At 43.4% G+C, this 17,936-nt stretch carries 13 protein-coding genes; 9 read left to right on the top strand and 4 right to left on the bottom strand.

Annotated features, from left to right (window positions below; all coding sequences use genetic code 11):
- Positions 1–12 precede the first annotated feature (12 nt).
- The 3 genes from QME20_RS07475 to QME20_RS07465 are packed head-to-tail and all read left to right on the top strand — an operon-like array spanning position 13 to position 4,215.
- Entirely contained in the window at positions 13–1,716 is a 1,704-nt protein-coding gene (locus QME20_RS07475; protein ID WP_239247441.1) for a hypothetical protein, read from the top strand.
- A 41-nt stretch (positions 1,717–1,757) separates the two neighbouring features.
- Positions 1,758–3,806: an integrase gene (locus tag QME20_RS07470; protein ID WP_239247440.1), complete on the top strand. Its 2,049-nt coding sequence runs from the start codon at positions 1,758–1,760 to the stop codon at positions 3,804–3,806.
- A complete protein-coding gene (locus QME20_RS07465; protein ID WP_236547131.1) occupies positions 3,799–4,215 on the top strand; it encodes a hypothetical protein in 417 nt (138 codons plus the stop codon). The genes QME20_RS07470 and QME20_RS07465 overlap by 8 nt, the downstream gene beginning before the upstream one ends.
- Positions 4,216–4,559: 344 nt before the next feature.
- Here QME20_RS07465 and QME20_RS07460 read toward each other — a convergent pair whose 3' ends face one another.
- Together QME20_RS07460 and cadR are read right to left on the bottom strand one after the other, a co-directional pair.
- Positions 4,560–5,363 (bottom strand): AraC family transcriptional regulator, encoded by an 804-nt coding sequence (locus QME20_RS07460; protein ID WP_239247439.1) that lies wholly within the window; start codon positions 5,361–5,363, stop codon positions 4,560–4,562.
- Between the two features lie 128 nt (positions 5,364–5,491).
- Positions 5,492–5,881: a Cd(II)/Pb(II)-responsive transcriptional regulator gene (cadR, locus tag QME20_RS07455; RefSeq protein ID WP_015065929.1), complete on the bottom strand. Its 390-nt coding sequence runs from the start codon at positions 5,879–5,881 to the stop codon at positions 5,492–5,494.
- A 79-nt stretch (positions 5,882–5,960) separates the two neighbouring features.
- Here cadR and QME20_RS07450 point away from each other — a divergent pair, with 79 nt between their 5' ends.
- The 6 genes from QME20_RS07450 to QME20_RS07425 all read left to right on the top strand — a co-directional run bounded on the left by QME20_RS07450 (position 5,961) and on the right by QME20_RS07425 (position 13,048).
- Positions 5,961–6,578, top strand: coding sequence for a cation transporter (locus QME20_RS07450; protein WP_015065928.1), 618 nt, complete (start codon positions 5,961–5,963; stop codon positions 6,576–6,578).
- Positions 6,565–6,960, top strand: a complete 396-nt coding sequence (locus tag QME20_RS07445) for a hypothetical protein (protein WP_004588585.1) — start codon at positions 6,565–6,567, stop codon at positions 6,958–6,960. Before QME20_RS07450 ends, QME20_RS07445 begins: the two co-directional genes overlap by 14 nt.
- A gap of 72 nt (positions 6,961–7,032) precedes the next feature.
- The gene (locus tag QME20_RS07440) at positions 7,033–8,367 is read left to right on the top strand and encodes a TolC family protein (RefSeq protein ID WP_029937684.1); all 1,335 of its coding nucleotides are present in this window, start codon (positions 7,033–7,035) and stop codon (positions 8,365–8,367) included.
- Positions 8,367–9,302 (top strand): efflux RND transporter periplasmic adaptor subunit, encoded by a 936-nt coding sequence (locus QME20_RS07435; RefSeq protein WP_105935295.1) that lies wholly within the window; start codon positions 8,367–8,369, stop codon positions 9,300–9,302. The genes QME20_RS07440 and QME20_RS07435 overlap by 1 nt, the downstream gene beginning before the upstream one ends.
- Before the next feature lie 60 nt (positions 9,303–9,362).
- A complete protein-coding gene (locus tag QME20_RS07430) occupies positions 9,363–12,470 on the top strand; it encodes a CusA/CzcA family heavy metal efflux RND transporter (RefSeq protein ID WP_281715708.1) in 3,108 nt (1,035 codons plus the stop codon).
- 128 nt (positions 12,471–12,598) lie between these two features.
- Positions 12,599–13,048: a hypothetical protein gene (locus tag QME20_RS07425; RefSeq protein WP_239247437.1), complete on the top strand. Its 450-nt coding sequence runs from the start codon at positions 12,599–12,601 to the stop codon at positions 13,046–13,048.
- A gap of 309 nt (positions 13,049–13,357) precedes the next feature.
- Here QME20_RS07425 and QME20_RS07420 read toward each other — a convergent pair whose 3' ends face one another.
- Together QME20_RS07420 and QME20_RS07415 are read right to left on the bottom strand one after the other, a co-directional pair.
- A complete protein-coding gene (locus tag QME20_RS07420; protein ID WP_239247436.1) occupies positions 13,358–15,619 on the bottom strand; it encodes a molybdopterin oxidoreductase family protein in 2,262 nt (753 codons plus the stop codon).
- Between the two features lie 130 nt (positions 15,620–15,749).
- Positions 15,750–17,867 carry a TonB-dependent receptor gene (locus tag QME20_RS07415; protein ID WP_171337414.1) on the bottom strand — a complete coding sequence of 706 codons (2,118 nt, stop codon included), beginning with the start codon at positions 17,865–17,867 and terminating at the stop codon, positions 15,750–15,752.
- Positions 17,868–17,936 lie beyond the last annotated feature (69 nt).

Below are 17,936 nucleotides of genomic sequence, written 5' to 3'. Positions count from 1 at the left end.
AAGAGTCGCTATATGAGTCAATCTGAGCAAGATAAAAGCCTCATCATTAGTTTGAAAGTAGGGATAGCTCGGTATCAGCAATTCGACTTCAATAGATTTCGATACTTCAATGTGCCAAAAAAAAAGGAACTAACTGGTGGTAAATATGCAAATAGAGACGAACTTGTTCGACGCTGGTTTACAGCTCTTTATGATGATCAAACCTACTCAGACAGGACGAAATTTGGGTACGTCAATGATCTTGTAAGATATGTAAAATTTGTAGATTCATCGAATCTCGACTTGGAAACACGCGAGTCCATAGTTGCGTGGGAAAGGCATCAGGTCGAAAAAGTGAGGCTTGGCTCCTTGAACGTCAATACAGCTCGAAAAAGAACAAGTTCTATAAAGTGCATGCTTACTATACTAGGGTTACCTTGCAAGGATTGGTTTTCTCCGAGAGGTCTTTTCAGACGCGAGCTGAACCCTACTGAGGGCTATTCAGACTTTGAACTCAAGTCCCTTTTAAAACCAATCTACTCAACGTTTAATAAGCTCTTTGAACAAATACTCAGCACTCCAGAACTGCACTTGTACACAGAGCCAAGAGTTGCAACTGCAGAAATTGCTTTCGGGCCCCGGAGAATAGAAGTTGCGGGGGCCATCACAAAATGTTTTTCACTTGGTTATTTCCTCATGTCTTATTTTACCTGGGGAAACATGACGTCCTTATTATCTATGAAAAAGTTTAAGGAAAGTAACTTCAACGAAGAACACATTTACTCACAAAGCGTTTTAAAAGCCAGAGCGAATAAGTACGTAACAATATCAATTGGAGAAAACAATCGTCAAAATGTACCAAAACATTCACTGCGATTCATAAAGAAGCTCTTAAAGTTAAGTCACACTATCGCGCCGAATAACGAGCATTTGTTTTTTATGGCTTGTAGGGGCAAGTTAAAGCCTCTTGAACCAAGTCATCTAAAACATACTAGTATTTGGCTCCAATCCACCTTTAATTTAGTTACGGATGACAACCTACCGCTCAGGCCTATGGCAAAGAGATTCAGGGCGACTGGCAGTGCTCGATACTTAGATTTAACAGGCGACTATGCTGGCGCTTCTATTTTATTAGGCAATACACCAAAGACTCTCCGTCAGCACTATACTACGGGTAATCCGATAGAAAATAAAAGGCAATTACAAGCTGCCACTCATACATTGGAAGCTGTTGCACGATGTTCTGACCTTGCCCAGGCGAAAAGCTATGCAAAATCGAAACTGGATGTTGAAGTACTTCCCTATGAGCAATTTCTTGCTAAGTATGGTGACTTAAATAAGCACTCTCAAAAGACAGCTCTTGGTTCTGGATGTATTTCTCCTTTCGGTAAACAAGCTAGTGTTTACAAACGAAAAATGAATTTAAGTCCAATGCACTTTGATGTTGATCACTTGGCTTGTGCCGATATCTTGAATTGCTTCGATTGCCCCAATCAGGTAATTATCGAAGAAGTTGAGGATATTTGGTGCTTAATGAGTTTTCGGGAAGTAATTGAGGAGTCAATTATCGACCATAAAAGTCATTCTCAGTTCGTTAGAAACTTTGCTTCACTGGTTGAAAAAATAGACTTGTGTATTTTTAGCGTTGACCCGAAGGTACGCCGTAAAGCAACTAAAAAGCTCAAACAGGAAGGTCGTCACCCCATTTGGCCTGAAGGTATAAATTACAACTTTTAGAGAGCACGATGCAAATACTTCTTAGTCTTCCTGGAAATGTAGTGAATGAAAACCTCGATGGTTTTCAAAAAGTACTTGAATCCTATAGTAAGTTGGACTTCAAGTATCTAGATAACGTGCCAGTGACTAAAGACCATGCGGGGACTACAGTTAGCTACTTTGGCGATGAAGAGTGGATTTTATCTGCTTACATAGATAGAAAGATAACCAACAAGGATAAAATCACTTTTTCAGAGATCAGTTCTTTTGAACTTGCTACAGAGTTGAAAATGATTTGTTTTTCTTGGCTTTACACTAATGCAGGCAGAGGGAACTCTTACCCACTGAAGCCATCAACAATTATCTTTCAGCACAGTAAGTTGCTACAAGTCTATAAGTTTTTGGAAAAAATGAAATGGGCTAGCATTTCCAAACTGTCGCATGCCGTTTTGTTTTATGAATTTTGTACATACTTAACATCTTTGCAATACAGTTATGGCAACACCGTCCAGATATTCAGCATGTTGAATAAAGTACAAAGGGCGGATCACATTCTTCCCATAGGCCTAGTAATCCCTACCGATCAAAGCACGAAAGCCTTAGCAATTGAATGCTGCGCGGTTGAAAAGACTAAACCAAATCAGTTTTACGCTATGCCTACAAGTATCATGGAGAAAATTTATTCGAGAGCAATCGATTATATTGAAAAACTCTATCCGTATAGAGTTTTGCTAAGTGAACTGATACGAGAGTTGCGCATAAATTACGAAGTAGGCAAAAAGGTTGTTGATCGCAAAATAAATGACGGGAGTTGGAAGTGGTTAACCCCAAATTCCGCAGACTATAGGGTAGAGGTAAATAAAGCTAAGCCTCAGAGCTACTCATCCATTATTGAGTTGTATCTTCAAGGGACGCCATTAGAAAAACATATTTTACCCTGGCGACAATTTGAGTCGTGGTTATCAAAAATCCAGGCCGCTTGTTATATCGTTTGCGCAGCATTTACAGGAATGCGACGCAGCGAACTGTACTCTTTGCATCCCGATAGTTTTAAGACTAGAACGTACAACGGTAAAATCATTCACACTGTACAATCATACCACCACAAGATGACACAAGGACGAGGACAACTATCTGAGTGGGTAACAACAACTATCGTAGGAGACGCCATCTCACTCGCTGAGGCATTGACGCAATATATGCGAGAACAACTGTTCAATCATCCAGACCCGATGAAAAACCACGAGGCGAGTTGTTTATGGCTTACTCAAACAAAGAAAAGTGAAGCTCCAAAGATCATCTATGAAGGGCATTTTCGCAACAAATTTAATGAGATAGCTAAAGAGGCAGGAGCAATTGTAGATGACGAGGCCCTTGAAGAATTTTACTTGATCAACCCAAACCAAAACTCTGTTTTATCTAATAAAAAAATTGCACTTGGATATATATGGCCCATTACTTCTCATCAATTTCGAAGAACTTTTGCCGTATTTGTAAGACGCCACAACCTCTGTTCCACGATAGCCGTTAAAGAACAGTTTAAACATTTGGATATACCAACCAGTGAGTGGTACGAAGAAGGCGGTGCGGCAGCAGTACTTAGAGGGATTAATACCGATAGCGAGCTGTCAGAATTGATAAAAAATGTTCGTAATGAAGTTATTACTGAAACTGTTTTTAAGTGGTACAACCGAAAAGATAAATTATTTGGCAAGCGCGGCCTTGAAATAATGAAAGATAGAGGGTCAATTCCAACAGAGCATAAAAGTTGGCAAGAAATTCACAATCACGTTAAAGCTGGCAGAATAGACTTTGTAGGAACGTTACACTCCTATTGCTTAGCAGGATATCAATGCCAAATGAGCAAGGTCGCCTCACCAGCAAATTGTTTTAAATGTGAAAATCAGTTAATAGATGAAGAACAAGCGAAGGGCTGGTCAATAAGACACCAACAATGTATCCAGCAGATAAAATACCTTAAGAGTATAGATTCTTTTTCTAGTTCTATTGAAAGCCATTACCTTTCACAAATTAAAGCAGCCGAGCGAGTCATGCACTTCTTTAACATTCCATTTTCTGAGTACAAACAAGACGGGGGAAGTGATGACTAAATCAGAAGTTACGAGAGCGAGGATTGAAGAGGCTCTAGACAGAATACTGAATAAAGCCACAACAATTGTCCCGTACTCCCAAAAGCTCTCGGTTAAAGCGGTTGAGGAGGAAGCAGGCCTAGGCAGCGGTTCAATATACTATTACGAAGATATTGTCGAAAAAATTTGGGCTTTAAAAAAACAAAGCTATTCAGTGAGTATGATACCCGAACACTCCTCAGACGCTCTTTCAAAACTGAGGTTACGACTCAAAAAAGAAATTAAATTGAAAAGAAAGTACAAGAGCGAAGTAGCTGAGCTTCGTGAAAGGCTATCCAATATGGCTAGCCAGCACAATTCTTTTGCATTAACCATCGAAGAGTACAAACAGAGAGTGGCAGAATTAGAGTACCAGTTAACAAATGAATAGCATGTCTAATTTATCTTGTATCGTCACATCGAAATCACTTGGTGTTCACACGCTTGTGTGGAGTAGGCAACATTTGATTTAACAAAATTGCTAGAAAGCTTGCGCAAATCTGACAGTTTCTCATTGCACATACTGCGCTCGCACTCTCATTGAAGCTCATTGGCATCCATTAGTGCGTAAGAACTTGTCTGTAAAAGCATACTAGGTTAATTGGTTGCAGATCCTGTGTTTTGGGAGATACTGGATGCAGCAAAGATAAAGCTTAAAAAAAATAATGGGCTGAACATCCATTGGACCAACGTTCTCATAGTATTTACACATTCGCGTTTTTATTGATGCGTATATTATTCCCTAGTCAAACTTAATTCGGCTTGTATCAAACGGCTAATTACTGTGAATTTTAATGGTGTGCGGTTTGAATAACGAGAAGGTGCAAATCCAAACAGCTGTTTAAACGTTTTACTCATATGAGGTAAGTCAGAAAAACCCGAAGCATGGGCAGCCTCAGTCAATGTTGCTGACTTACTCAGTTGTTCTATTGCGGCGCGCACACGCCACCAGACAATAAAACGACTAATAGGTATACCCACTTCTTGCTTAAAAAGATGTGTTAGACGACTTGGGGACAAGAAAACCTTCGATGATAAAAACGCCATATCGATTGCACAACCTCTCTGCGAAGCAATAATGTCGATGACCGCTCGTACCCGTTTATCCTCAGGGCGCGATGAAAGCGCAGGACTATAGACTAGCCCTACCGCTTTATTTACTGTTTTCCACACTTTGTCGATATCGACGTCAGTAAATAGATGCTGAGAAATGGATCCCAATTCTTTGCTAGTAAGCGGCAGAGTATTAATTCCATCACTCTTGGCTTGACGTAAGGCTTTGAGAAATTGTTGGTTTTGCCTATCTTCAGGCTCTAAATAGATGACTACAATCTGATTGTCCTGTGCCAAAATCTTGTGAGGGACATCTTCGAAAATCACAATACATTGTCCGGTGTGAATACTTTGTGCCTTGTAATCTTGAACCGAGATGTCTTTGTCTAAACCAATGCAAATTTGGACAGCATGATGTGCATGAACATCATTATCAGGACTGATTCCGATGTAAATCGCTTTGTAGGGCCACAAATGAATATGCATGGCTGACTCAGTATCAAAAGTTCAGGCTATTGATTTTTGCCTTATAAATCTATACGCATGAAGAATGTTAGCCGATAGATACAAGTTAAGGTGAGCGCGCACAGTGAAATTGTGTTCTTCTTACAATTTTAAGTGTGTAAATAATTTAAAATACCACAGTCCCTAATGGTTTTGTCTTGGTCACACGATGACGCCATATTTTCGAGTGATGACTTTAATGCGTTTAGCTCTTCAATGCGAATAATGACGTCTGATAAATGCTTAGCTATTAACGTATTGATATTTGAACAGCTCTGATCTGGCCTCGAACGACTGTCCATTAGCGTTTTTACTTCCATGATAGACATATCTAATGAACGACACTGTTTGATAAACAGGAGTTGTTCAATAGTCCCCTTGTCGTAGACACGATAATTTCCACTTGAGCGCTTAAGCTCAGGCAAGAGCCCCTTCTTTTCATAAAAACGAATGGTCTGAATACTACAACCTGTCGTCTTTGCGACATCACCAATTTTCATTTTTTTCTCCTAACCGTTGACTCTATACCAAGTATAGACTTTATACTCATACTATTCATCAGTAAAGAGTGTGTTTCTAATGAGCGGATGTGGGTGCGAAGTTGAAATAAAAGACCAGTCTCAACGACAGGTTTTGTATTGGCTTTTGGGAATAAACGCGACAATGTTTGTTATAGAAATGGGGATCGGGTTGCTTGCTGATTCAACCGCATTAATAGCCGATTCACTTGATATGCTCGCCGACGCAGTTGTCTATGGTGTTGCCCTTTATGCTATTGGTAAATCGCTATTGCACAAAGCCAATGCGGCTAGAATTAGCGGCTTTTTTCAGATGGCACTGGGTGTGTTGATTATCATTGATATTGTAAGACGGTCAATTTACGGTAGCGAACCTGTATCGGGACTAATGATGGCTATGGGGGCAGTTGCACTGGTTGCTAATGTCATTTGTCTTGTGATCATACGCAAACAAAGAAATGAAGAAGTGCATATGCGGGCAAGCTGGATATTTTCAGCCAACGATGTGATTGCCAACTTAGGTGTTATCTTTGCTGGCGTTTTGGTGTTTTGGCTCGATTCTCGATGGCCTGATCTGGTTATCGGTGTGATAGTTTCGTGCGTTGTGTTGCGCGGGGCAAAAATGATCCTCGAAGATGCTGGAAATGAAAGACAGCGAGCGCTTAATGCGCAAAGTTGATAAGAAAATGCCAATTTTTAATTGCACATCAAAACTGCGTAGGTTGGCATGGCTACTTATTACTTTGCTCATGTGTCAATCGGGCTTTTCGTTCGCCGCTCAATGCGATGACTACCCTGCGGAGGTATCGTCAGTCCCTGAACAATCAAAGTCGATAGGCACTTATGATGTTCCCGAAAAAAATGTAAATGCTGGTGATAATACGTCGAGTGAAGAGTCTAAGTGTTTCCATTGTGTGCTGTGTCAATGTGGACAGATTAAGTTTCTGGCACAACACCCAATAAATGACGTATCTAAACCGTTATATACCAATCAATACAGTTATTCCCGCAACGTCACTGACGGCCTAGTCGAAGGCCTTTTGCGCCCACCTCAACATTAATCCATTCCCTCCTATATGTTTGCATGGGTGCTTTCCATGTATGTCGTTATCTTATGAACAAAAGGTTCTTTTATGAGTTCTTCACGCCCATTGGGCATAAAAAAAGCTAGCTCAGCGTATCTGAAATTGATATCTGCTGCACTGGTAACCATGAGCATATCTGTTCAATCTGCCAATGCGCAAAAGTCTTCAATCACGCTTGAAAATGCGCTCAAACGCACATTATCAAACAACCCAGATTTAGTTGTGTTCGAATTTAAATCTTCGGCTTTGGATGGTGAATCAAAAATGGCCAGCTTACGACCTGAAATGTCTGTTGGGGTTGAAGTTGAAAATGTGTTGGGAACAGGCGAAGTGTCTGGTATCAAAGATGCCGAATTGACACTGACCTTATCGTCGGTCATCGAACTGGGCGATAAAGTCAGCGGCCGAATGAATGTGGTGAGTTCAAAAAAAGCACAACTGCTTACACAACGGCGCATTCGTACGCTGGACATCTTGGGTGAAACAACTCGACGATATATCAATGTCATTGTCCAACAAGCGTTGCACAAGACTGAGCAACGAGCTGAAATGCTGGCTCGCACAATGCTTCAGACAGTCTCTACACGGGTTGAAGCGGGGGCTTCTTCACCACTTGAGAAAAAACGTGCAGAGTCAGCGTTGTCGCAGGCGCGTTTGTCGTTATTGATAAGTGAACAAAAACTCAATGAGTATAAACGCGACCTGGCCATCATGTGGGGTGACACTAACGCTGCGTTTGCGGAAGTTGAAGGGACACTGTTATCGTTTCCAAATTCACTATCACTTGAACATATGCTTTCACAGCTTCAAAGCAATCCACACGTTCTGCTTTATGCTGATAACTATCGGGTACAAGAGGCCAGATTGAGAGTGGTTCAGGCCAGTCAGCAGTTCGACATTGCGTGGGAAGCCGGTATCCGAAGAATGCAGGGAATTAATGACACAGCGTTAGTCGCCAGTATTTCGGTGCCGTTAAATACCAAGCAGCGGAATCTAGGAGAATACGAACAACAGCGCGCATTGCTTGACAGTATCGACTATCAAAAACAAGCGAAAATTCGTGAACTCACTCGCCAATTAAATCAAGTCATTAGCGCAAAAGACCAAGCCTTGCTCACTGTTACGACCCTTCAAGACAATGTCGTTCCCACATTGGAATCTGCATTGAAATTGGCGCGGGATGGCTATGAAAGTGGTCGCTACAACTATATAGAGTGGGTGACAACGCAACAGCAACTCATAGATATGCAACGAACACTGATAAAAGCCGCAGGCTTAGTCCACCTTCGAAGCGCAGATCTAGAGGCACTTACGGGAATTCCCGTGTTTTCTGACTCTCCCTCGACGTCTGCTCAATCATCAGAATTACTAGAGAAAAAATAATGAATACATCACAATTTACATTACTCACTAGCGCACGTGACTTGCTTGGCGTGTTAGCCATGCTACTTACTTTACTGTTTGCTACTGTCGCCCTGGCTGATGATGACGATGAGGAAGCCGAAGAAAGACCCGAGTACGTAGTGTTATCTCAAGAACGGATGCTTGAACACGATATCGTGACTGCTTCAGCCGCGTCAGGATCATTATCGCTCACAACCAGAACATTTGGGCGGATAGTTCATGATCCTGCGTCACTGAGTCATATTCGTGCCCGCTTCGACGGTGTTGTAAAACGTATCATGGTGAATATTGGAGATAAAGTAGAAAAAGGTGACACACTGGCAATCATTGAGTCAAACGAGAGTTTAAATCAATACTCAATCACCTCACCGATGTCTGGAAAAATCATAGCTAGACACGCCAATGATGGTGAGCTCACCAACGGTCAAGTGCTGCTTTCTGTTGCTAATTACTCTCGCGCAATTGCTCAATTGGCTATTTTCCCCAAACAACGTACTCGTATTGCCGCTGATATGGAAGTCACTTTAAGGCTTGAGGAATTGCAGCAACAATCAAGTATAAGCCACATTACGTCCTCACCGGATGACAAACCCTATTCTATCGCGTTTGTGAACGTTGATAATGGCAGTGGTTATTGGCCTTTAGGCGCTATGGTAGAGGGTTATATTCAGATTGGTTTCCAAGAAGTCAATCTGGCACTCCCCAAAAGTTCAATACAAGAGTTAGATGGGCAAACCATTGTTTTTGTCAAAGAAGGGGAACGATTTTACCCCCGCCAAGTAAAACTTGGGAACACGGACAACCGTTTAGTAGAGATTGTGAAGGGCGTTCAAATAGGCCAGCAAGTCGTTGTAGAAAATAGCTATCTACTAAAAGCTGATTTATTAAAAATGGAGGCGGGCGATGATGACTAATTACCTGCGCATTTATTGTCAAAAGCAAAGCCAAGTCCATAAAAACGGTGAGGTGAGAGCATGATTGCACGAATACTCCGTCTGTCGATTGAGCGCCGTGGTGTCATGATGTTGTTCGCCTTGTTTGTCGCCTTTTTTGGTATGTACAGTTACAAACAACTGCCGATTGATGCTGTGCCTGATATCACCAACGTGCAAGTGCAGATAAATACCGCAACCCCAGGTTACTCGCCTTTGGAGACTGAGCAACGCATAACGTTTATAGTTGAAACCTCGCTGGCCGGTTTGCCTAATTTATCGTATACCCGCTCGATATCACGCTATGGCTTGTCGCAAGTCACAGTCGTGTTTAAAGAGGGCACCGATTTATATTTCGCACGAAATCTCGTCAACGAGCGTCTCACCGCCATCGCGGCGCAATTGCCAACAGGGTTAACCCCTGAAATGGGCCCTATCGCCACAGGCTTGGGTGAAATTTACATGTACTCGTTAAGTGCTGAGCCTCAGGCGCGACAGGACAACGGTCAACCCTATGATGCTATGGCATTAAGGGAGATCCATGATTGGGTAGTTAAGCCCCAATTGTCGCTTGTTGAGGGGGTGACCGAGGTTTATGCGATAGGCGGATTTGAAAAGCAATATCATGTGAATCCTAATCCAGTCGCAATGATAAACTTTGGGATAAGTACAGGTGACCTTCTCAGTGCGCTAGAACGCAACAATGCGAATCAAGGCGCTGGTTTTGTAGAACAAAATGGGCAACAAGTACTGATCAGATCGGAAGCCCAACTGAAGGGCATCGACGATATCGGCCAAGTGGTTGTTAAGATCATTGATGGCGTACCGGTAAAAATTCAAGACATCGCCCAAATCAACCTCGGTAAAGAGCTGCGCTCTGGAGCCGGCACGTTAAATGGCCAAGAAACAGTGATTGGCACGACAATGATGTTAGTGGGAGAAAACTCTCGTACGGTCGCCAAAGCTGTGGACAGTAAGCTCGAAACCATTAAAACAAGCTTACCCGAGGGCGTTATCCTTGAAGCGGTTTACGATAGAACAAGCCTCGTTGACAAAACCATCGACACAGTACAGAAAAACCTCGTCGAGGGCGCTTTACTTGTCATCGTTGTGCTATTCGTTTTGCTTGGGAATGTGCGAGCTGCACTTATTACAGCCGCTGTAATACCCATGGCAATGCTTGCCACGATATCGGGTATGGTCAAAACCGATGTGTCTGCTAACTTAATGAGTTTAGGCGCACTGGATTTTGGCTTGATTGTCGATGGCGCAGTTATCATTGTTGAAAACTGTATCAGACGATTATCCGAATCCCAGAAACAAAACGGCGCTACTCTACCGCTCAAAGAAAGGCTGAATGTTGTTTATGAAGCCACTAATGAAGTCATACGTCCCAGTTTGTTTGGTGTATTGATCATTACCATTGTTTATATCCCCTTGTTCACGCTCACTGGCGTCGAAGGTAAAATGTTCCACCCCATGGCAGCGACCGTGATAATGGCTTTGCTTGCCGCAATGGTATTTTGTTTTACCGTAGTGCCTGCGGCGATAGCAATTTTCATGAGAGGTAAAATTAGCGAAAAAGAAAGCCCAATTATTAAAGGTGCAAAGGCAGTCTATCGTCCTGTTTTAACCGGAGCGCTGCGTTTTAGATGGCTAGTGGTAGTAGCAGCGAGTGCTTTGGTTGTCGGCAGTTTATGGATGGGCAGTAAATTAGGCTCCGAGTTTATTCCCCAGCTCAATGAAGGTGATATCTTAGTACAAGCCATTAGGATCCCTGGGACAGGGGTAGAACAAGCAGTTGAAATGCAAAAAACTCTTGAAGCGAAACTTATGCAGTATGAGCAAGTACAGACGGTATTCGGTCGCACGGGTACGGGTGAGGTCGCCACCGACCCTATGCCACCAAACATTACTGATACGTTTGTTATTTTAAAGCCTAGGGAGCAATGGCCCGATCCATCAATGACAAAAGCTGAGTTAGTGAAAACGTTTGAAGAGGACTTGTTTACTTTGCCCGGCAATAATTATGAATTTACGCAACCTATACAAATGCGTTTTAACGAATTGATTAGTGGCGTAAGGGCAGATTTGGGGATAAGGCTATTTGGGGATGACTTAGATACGCTCTTTGCATCTGCTTCTGACATTTTGACCGTTATTTCAACGATTGAAGGAGCTGATGACGCGAGGCTTGAGCAGGTAGAAGGCATTCCAATCTTCACCGTCACACCAAAGCCTGATCAATTGGCACGCTTTGGTTTGGATATAGCCGACTTGCAGTTATGGCTCAATGCTGCGACAGGTGGAGAAACCGCTGGAATGATTTTTGAGGGCGACAGACGCTTTGAGATTGTCGTGCGATATGGCGACGACATTCGAAATGAACTCACTCAGCTTGAGAGCGTTCCCATCGTCACGCCCTCTGGTGAGCATGTACCGATAAGCGAATTAGCCACACTGGCATTTAAAGAAGTACCTAGCCAAATAAGCCGGGAAAATGGCAAACGTAGTATTGTTGTCACAGCAAATGTGCGTGACAGAGATATTGGCACTTTTGTTGAAGAAGCTCAGGCGAGAATCAATGATGAAGTAGATTTACCTGCTGGTTATTGGCTCGACTATGGTGGAACCTTTGAGCAGCTCGAGAGTGCGAGTCAACGATTGACTATTGTGGTACCGGTTACGTTGTTTGTGATTTTGACAATGCTGGTAATTGCGTTTGGTTCTATACGCGATGCGTTGATTATCTTCACAGGTATCCCTTTGGCATTAACAGGCGGTGTAATGTCTCTTTGGTTAAGGGATATGCCTTTATCCATATCCGCGTCGGTAGGATTTATCGCGTTGTCTGGGATTGCCGTATTAAACGGATTGGTAATGCTGTCCTTCATCAAGCAACGTTTGCTAGAAACCGGAGAATTAGTGAATAGCATTGTTGAAGGGGCACTTATTCGCTTGCGTCCGGTATTAATGACAGCACTAGTGGCAAGCCTTGGATTTGTGCCCATGGCGCTCAATACGGGCATAGGTGCAGAGGTGCAACGGCCTTTGGCCACGGTGGTCATCGGCGGGATAATATCGTCAACCTTGCTAACACTGGTAGTGCTGCCTGTACTCTATCGACTCGTGCATAGTAAAGGGGATTAGTAGTGTTCTTGGGCATTTATTCGTAAATGCCCAAGTTTTACCTGAACGATTTTTAGGTACCTATTGACTCTTTATTAAGTATAGACTTTACAATCATATTCTTAACGTCATGTACGATAAGGATAGATATGGTTTCGCTTATTTTAATTAGTAGTTTTTTGGCGCTAGCCGTCCTCGGTAGAAGCTTTGTTCAATATAAGAGAAATGGTGATTTTGGTATAAGAGCAGCATCTATAAACGCACCATTAATAGAAATTGTACCAGGGGCTATATTCGTGGTTACGTTTTGCTTTGCATTTGGTCTAGTTCTTTTTGGTTACTTAGGACGTGCGCCCCTACTATTTGTTCCTTCAATTCCATTTCAGCTTCTCGGCTCCTTGATTGGCGCCTGCGGAATTGCTGTAACTTTGTTGTCTCAAATTCAAATGGGAGATTCATGGCGTATTGGCGTTGACCAGCAAGAAACGACTGCACTTATTACCCACGGGATTTACGCAAAGTCTCGTTCGTTCAATAAGTACATTCTCCATTTGTTGTCACCGCTACTACTGAAAATATTTTTTTGCAAAACACCATAAATGCCAAAACACTATGAATGCCTTAATCCAAGCAGAGAATACAAATAGTCAATTCATCCATACCTTCCCTGTTATACTTTCTCTGGAAAATGCATAATGATTTCCTCAATAAGAAACGTCATGTGTGTCTTAAAATTGGAAAGTATGGAAAAAGCTTAGAGAGCAAGTGTATAAACAATTTCCAGACATTTTCCATATTAACAACTAAATAGTAAATATGTACGATGACCTAGAGAGACGCGCTCAATTGAGCACTTTCTCACAAAAGCCGGCATTAGCTTTTTAGTTAATGCCGGCTTTTTTATGTGTTTAACTTACTTTTTCTAGCTCCACGGGCACGCCATTTAGCACCGCATTTCCCGATAATTCGTCTACCTGTAAATCGTCAGTAAGAATATTGGTGTTTACCCCAGGGTGCTGACTTGCCACAGACAACTTTATGCCTTTTTTGTTGTGCCCCCATCCATGGGGAATAGATACCACGCCAGGCATAATTGCATCTGTGATTTCAGCCTCTATGGTTAGCCGGCCAACCCGCGATTTCACACTTACCTCATCGCCATCTGTAATGCCATATTTAGCCCCGTCATCAGGGTGAAGCTGCAGCGTACAGCGGTTATTACCTTTCACCATACGAGGGCTGTTATGCAGCCACGAATTATTAGTTTTAATATGCCGGCGCCCTATCAAAACAACGGGCTGATTTTGCGGCGTACCATGGTTCGCTTTTCCAAAAAAATGCGTGTTAACCCTGTCTAAATCAGCCATGAAGTAATCAAAATCTAAGTGAATCTTCTTATCTTCATGGAACAAGGCATGAGGCAAAGACGGCTGTAGCGGCCCCAAGTCGATACCGTGTGGGTGTGCTTTAAGCGTATCAATCGACAACCCGCCTTCCGGGATAGCGGTTGAAGTTTCGCTTAAGTTAGCATCAGCGCCCTCTTTTTTACTTGCTGCTCGACCATAAAGACCTGCTTGCAACAAATCATCGACCACACCTTTAGGCTGCTTGTCCCAAAGCGCAGCATAGTGTGCGGTGTTTTTTCCGTTTAGCGCATCGAGCCTTTCTGCTAACGAAAGGTATATTTGCCAGTCGCTAAGCTGGTCTTCGTCAATGTCCACCACCGCTTCCGAATACTTAGCAAAATTTCGCACGGCAAAGTTGTGAAAAACAATGTCGTAGTGGTCGCGTTCTAGCGCGGTTACCGGAGGAAGGATCACATCTGCATGTCGGGAGGTTTCGGTAACGTAAAAATCCACCGCAACCATAAAATCGAGTTGAGGAAATGCTTTATCAAGCTGTTCTGCATTTGGTGTAGTGACCACGGGATTACCTGCACCAATTACCATGGCCTTAATTTGTCCTTCTCCCGGGGTTAAGATTTCCTCGGCTAAACACGCCACCGGATACTCACCAGCAAACGCCGGAAGCCCTCTTACGCGAGAGGTAAATCCGCCCATGCTGCCCTTGCCTGATACAGGTAATACGTCGGCGGCTGGCTGAGTAAACATCATGCCACCCCGCTTATCTAGGTTTCCGGTGAGCATATTAAACAGCATGATGAGATACTGAGTGAGCGTACCAAACGCTTGTACGCTAGCCCCCATCCTTCCATAACAAACTGCAGACTCAGCATTGCAGAAGTCCAAAACAAGCTGAGTGATTTGTGAAGCTGTAATACCGGTAAGCTCGCTCACCTTTTGTGGTGAATAATCGCGAACGTATTTTTCGACCGCTTTTATATCCTCGGCATAAGGTAAAATTTCATCCGCCTTGTATAACTGCTTTTCAAACAATACATGCAGCATAGCTAGCAGTAACAGCGCGTCACTGCCTGGACGAATAAAGTGATGTTCACAGCTGATATCGGCAGTTTCGCTGCGTTTAGGGTCGATAACGACGACCTTCCCTCCACGTTTTTGAATGCCCTTTAAACGCTTTTTCACGTTTGGCACGGTCATAATGCTGCCATTAGAGGCCAGCGGATTCCCGCCGATGATCATAAAGTGCTGCGTGTGATCAATGTCAGGAATGGGAATTTGGGAGATATGACCAAACAGTCGTCGACTAACAATATGATGGGGCAACTGGTCAACGGAGGTAGCGGAATAGCGGTTGTGCGACTTGAGGGCACGATAGAAATACGGTCCGAATAATATTGAGCCCATATTGTGCGCATTGGGATTTCCTAAATACACACCTACCGCATTATTGCCGTGTGCCTGCTGGATGTGGTGTAACTTGCTTGCGACTAAATCAAAGGCTTCATCCCACCCTATCTCTTCCCATGCGCTGTCTTCCCAGGTGCAGTCTTCCAATGCACTGTCTTCCGATGCACTCGCCTCGCCGTCAATTCGTACCCTTTTTACCGGGCGCTTCAAGCGGTCAGGATCGTCGTACAAGTCTTTTAACGCACTCGCTTTCGGGCAGATATGACCTTGGCTAAATGGGTTTTCTTTATCCCCTTTTATTGACAGTATTTGACGGCCTTTCGTCGCTACCTCAATACCACACATTGCTTCACAAAGCGTACAAGTAGAATAATGCAATTGTTGTTCAGCGTTGCTCACGGTAATTCCTACACAATTCATTGTTAATGAGTTGTTACGAAATTAGCGATTATTGCTGTAATAGACAAGCATCACTGAAAGTGATGGTAGAGAGAAGGCACCTCGCCACAATTAGACGAGGTGCTATTGGTTAGAAAGAGTAAGTCACACCAAGGGTTGCTGTGGTGCCTAATCCTTTAATATTGTAGCCACCGTAGGTGTATGACTGAGCGCGCGCAGGATAGTAGTCGCTGTTAAACAGGTTTTCGACACCCATAAACGCGTTCCAGTTTTCAGCGAACTGGTACTGTCCACTTAGGTTAACAATATTATAGCTCGATATAGGTCCTTGATCGCCCACATAGTCGCCGTCAGCATTTGGCGAGAAGCGTTTACGATCACCCACATACAGATAGCTAACTGTTAACGATAAAGTGTCTGATGGCTTCCAGTTTACGTTTGCCGTTGCTTTGGGTGGACTAATTTGGCGAGAGCCAAGGTACACATCAGCTTCGGTATTTTTCCCTTCAACGTAACTATATGTGGCTATCACATTGAGCGTTTCAGAGATTCGATAGTCTACTAAGCCTTCATAACCCCAAATTTCCTGTGGTGCGCGTACAGGCTCATACACACCTGTCACTTCGTTGAAACTATTGGTCGTACCAAGTTCAGATGTACTTCTGTAAGCCGCAACTTCAAGGCGTACCTGGTCGAAAAGAGAAGTGAAACCCACTTCGTAGTTATCGATGATAGAAGCTTCCGTTTGAATAAGACCAATATCATCTACCGTTGCAGCGCGCAGTAGGCGGCCAATGTCAGCGATATCTGAACCTTGCGAGTAATTGAAAAACGGGCTAAAGCTGTCGCTCCAGTTATACTTAATTGCAATGTTATAAGTGGTTGCGTCGTAATCTATAGTGTCCCCCTTAACTTGAAGAGGAACAGAGCATTGAGTTTCAGAGCGACACAGCTTCAGTGTTTCGTAGTCATCAACCGATAAATCGATACTCTCCCTTCTCACACCTGCCTTTACAATAACGTCGTCGTGAATTACCCATTTTGTTTGTAAAAAGCCAGCTAAGCTGTCCATTTCCATTTCAGGAACCCACACGCGCCCATCAACCAGCGGTTGTGAGGTAGTGTCTTTCAGTGCGTCGATACCATAGATAAACGTGGCTTCTACGCCATCGAAATCAATGGCAGTATTAAACGTCGCGCGAGCGCCGCGCTTTTCAGAGCGAATAATAGACTGGCCGCCGTCGTAGCCTTCATCGGGGTTAGCTAAGTTAGGCGAAAAGAAGAATACGTTCTCAATATCTTGCGAGTACACATCAAGCGTCATTTCACTGTTTGCAAAGATATTGCTGTCTGTGTATTTCAAGGTGATGTTCTCATTTCCGTCAGGCCCCTGAGGTTTACCGCGTTTTTGCAGAGCTTCAGGTACGTGAATAGCGTAGGTTTTCACGCCTTCGTTGATGTCTCCGGGAACATCTCCCAAATCAGTTTTTTGTTGAGAGCTAAAGTAGTTGTAGCTAAATTGAAGGCGTTTCTCTTGATCGAAATCGTAACCAAATTTGGTAAAGTAGTTCTGTGTTTCAGCGTCTGACAGGCCGTACTGCAAACCTAAGATGTCGCCTTCTGCATCGCGCTGAACGCCGTTTTCCTCGTAACTGGCGGTAACAAGGTAATCGAAATTCTCCACCTTGCCGTTAATCGCAGCTGAAATACGCGCACCGGCTGACTCTTCAAGCTTCACTGCGCTAAAACGTGAAGACAAACTCACTTGGCCCTCATGCGTGTCTTGCGCTGTTGCTTGTTTGGTAATGTAGTTGATAATACCGCCTGACGCTCCATTGCCATAAACAGACGTAGCGCCCTTAATTACCTCAATTCTAGCAAGCGCGCTAGGGTCAATCGTTTTCACACCTAACGAGCCATTTCTAAGCGGCGTGGACTGAGGCACACCGTCAATCATCACAAGCGGAGCTCGTCCGCGCAAAGACTGGCCAGTATTGCTCGAACTACCTGTATCTGGAGCTAAGCCCGGCACCATCTGCGCTAACAAGCTCTGTAACTCGGGATTTACCTTTAGGTGATCTTCAATCTGCTTTCTTGAAATAACGGTGATTGACGCTGGTACTTCATCAATACTTTCAATAACACGACTTCCAGAAACGATAATACGTTCCATATCCTTTTGGGCATCATTAGCAAAAGAAGGCGCACTAACGGCTAAGGCAATGAGCGTAAGCGATGGTCTAAACATGAAAACTCTTTTAAGAAAATAAGGTTACGAAAGGCGCGTTATACTAAAGGTGTAGAAGAACAATGTAAA

Source organism: Alteromonas sp. CyTr2, from assembly GCF_947311905.1.
GTDB lineage: Bacteria > Pseudomonadota > Gammaproteobacteria > Enterobacterales > Alteromonadaceae > Alteromonas > Alteromonas macleodii.
Note: the sequence above shows the minus strand (reverse complement) of the source record. Positions and strands in the feature narration are given on the sequence as shown.

Bases quoted from the DNA above. Each gene is read 5' to 3' on its own strand.
- QME20_RS07475 (WP_239247441.1), top strand. From the start codon at position 13: ATGAGTCAATCTGAGCAAGATAAAAGCCTCATCATTAGTTTGAAAGTA.
- QME20_RS07465 (WP_236547131.1), top strand. From the start codon at position 3,799: ATGACTAAATCAGAAGTTACGAGAGCGAGGATTGAAGAGGCTCTAGAC.
- QME20_RS07460 (WP_239247439.1), bottom strand. From the start codon at position 5,363: ATGCATATTCATTTGTGGCCCTACAAAGCGATTTACATCGGAATCAGT.
- cadR (WP_015065929.1), bottom strand. From the start codon at position 5,881: ATGAAAATTGGTGATGTCGCAAAGACGACAGGTTGTAGTATTCAGACC.
- QME20_RS07450 (WP_015065928.1), top strand. From the start codon at position 5,961: ATGAGCGGATGTGGGTGCGAAGTTGAAATAAAAGACCAGTCTCAACGA.
- QME20_RS07445 (WP_004588585.1), top strand. From the start codon at position 6,565: ATGCGCAAAGTTGATAAGAAAATGCCAATTTTTAATTGCACATCAAAA.
- QME20_RS07440 (WP_029937684.1), top strand. From the start codon at position 7,033: ATGAGTTCTTCACGCCCATTGGGCATAAAAAAAGCTAGCTCAGCGTAT.
- QME20_RS07435 (WP_105935295.1), top strand. From the start codon at position 8,367: ATGAATACATCACAATTTACATTACTCACTAGCGCACGTGACTTGCTT.
- QME20_RS07430 (WP_281715708.1), top strand. From the start codon at position 9,363: ATGATTGCACGAATACTCCGTCTGTCGATTGAGCGCCGTGGTGTCATG.
- QME20_RS07425 (WP_239247437.1), top strand. From the start codon at position 12,599: ATGGTTTCGCTTATTTTAATTAGTAGTTTTTTGGCGCTAGCCGTCCTC.
- QME20_RS07415 (WP_171337414.1), bottom strand. From the start codon at position 17,867: ATGTTTAGACCATCGCTTACGCTCATTGCCTTAGCCGTTAGTGCGCCT.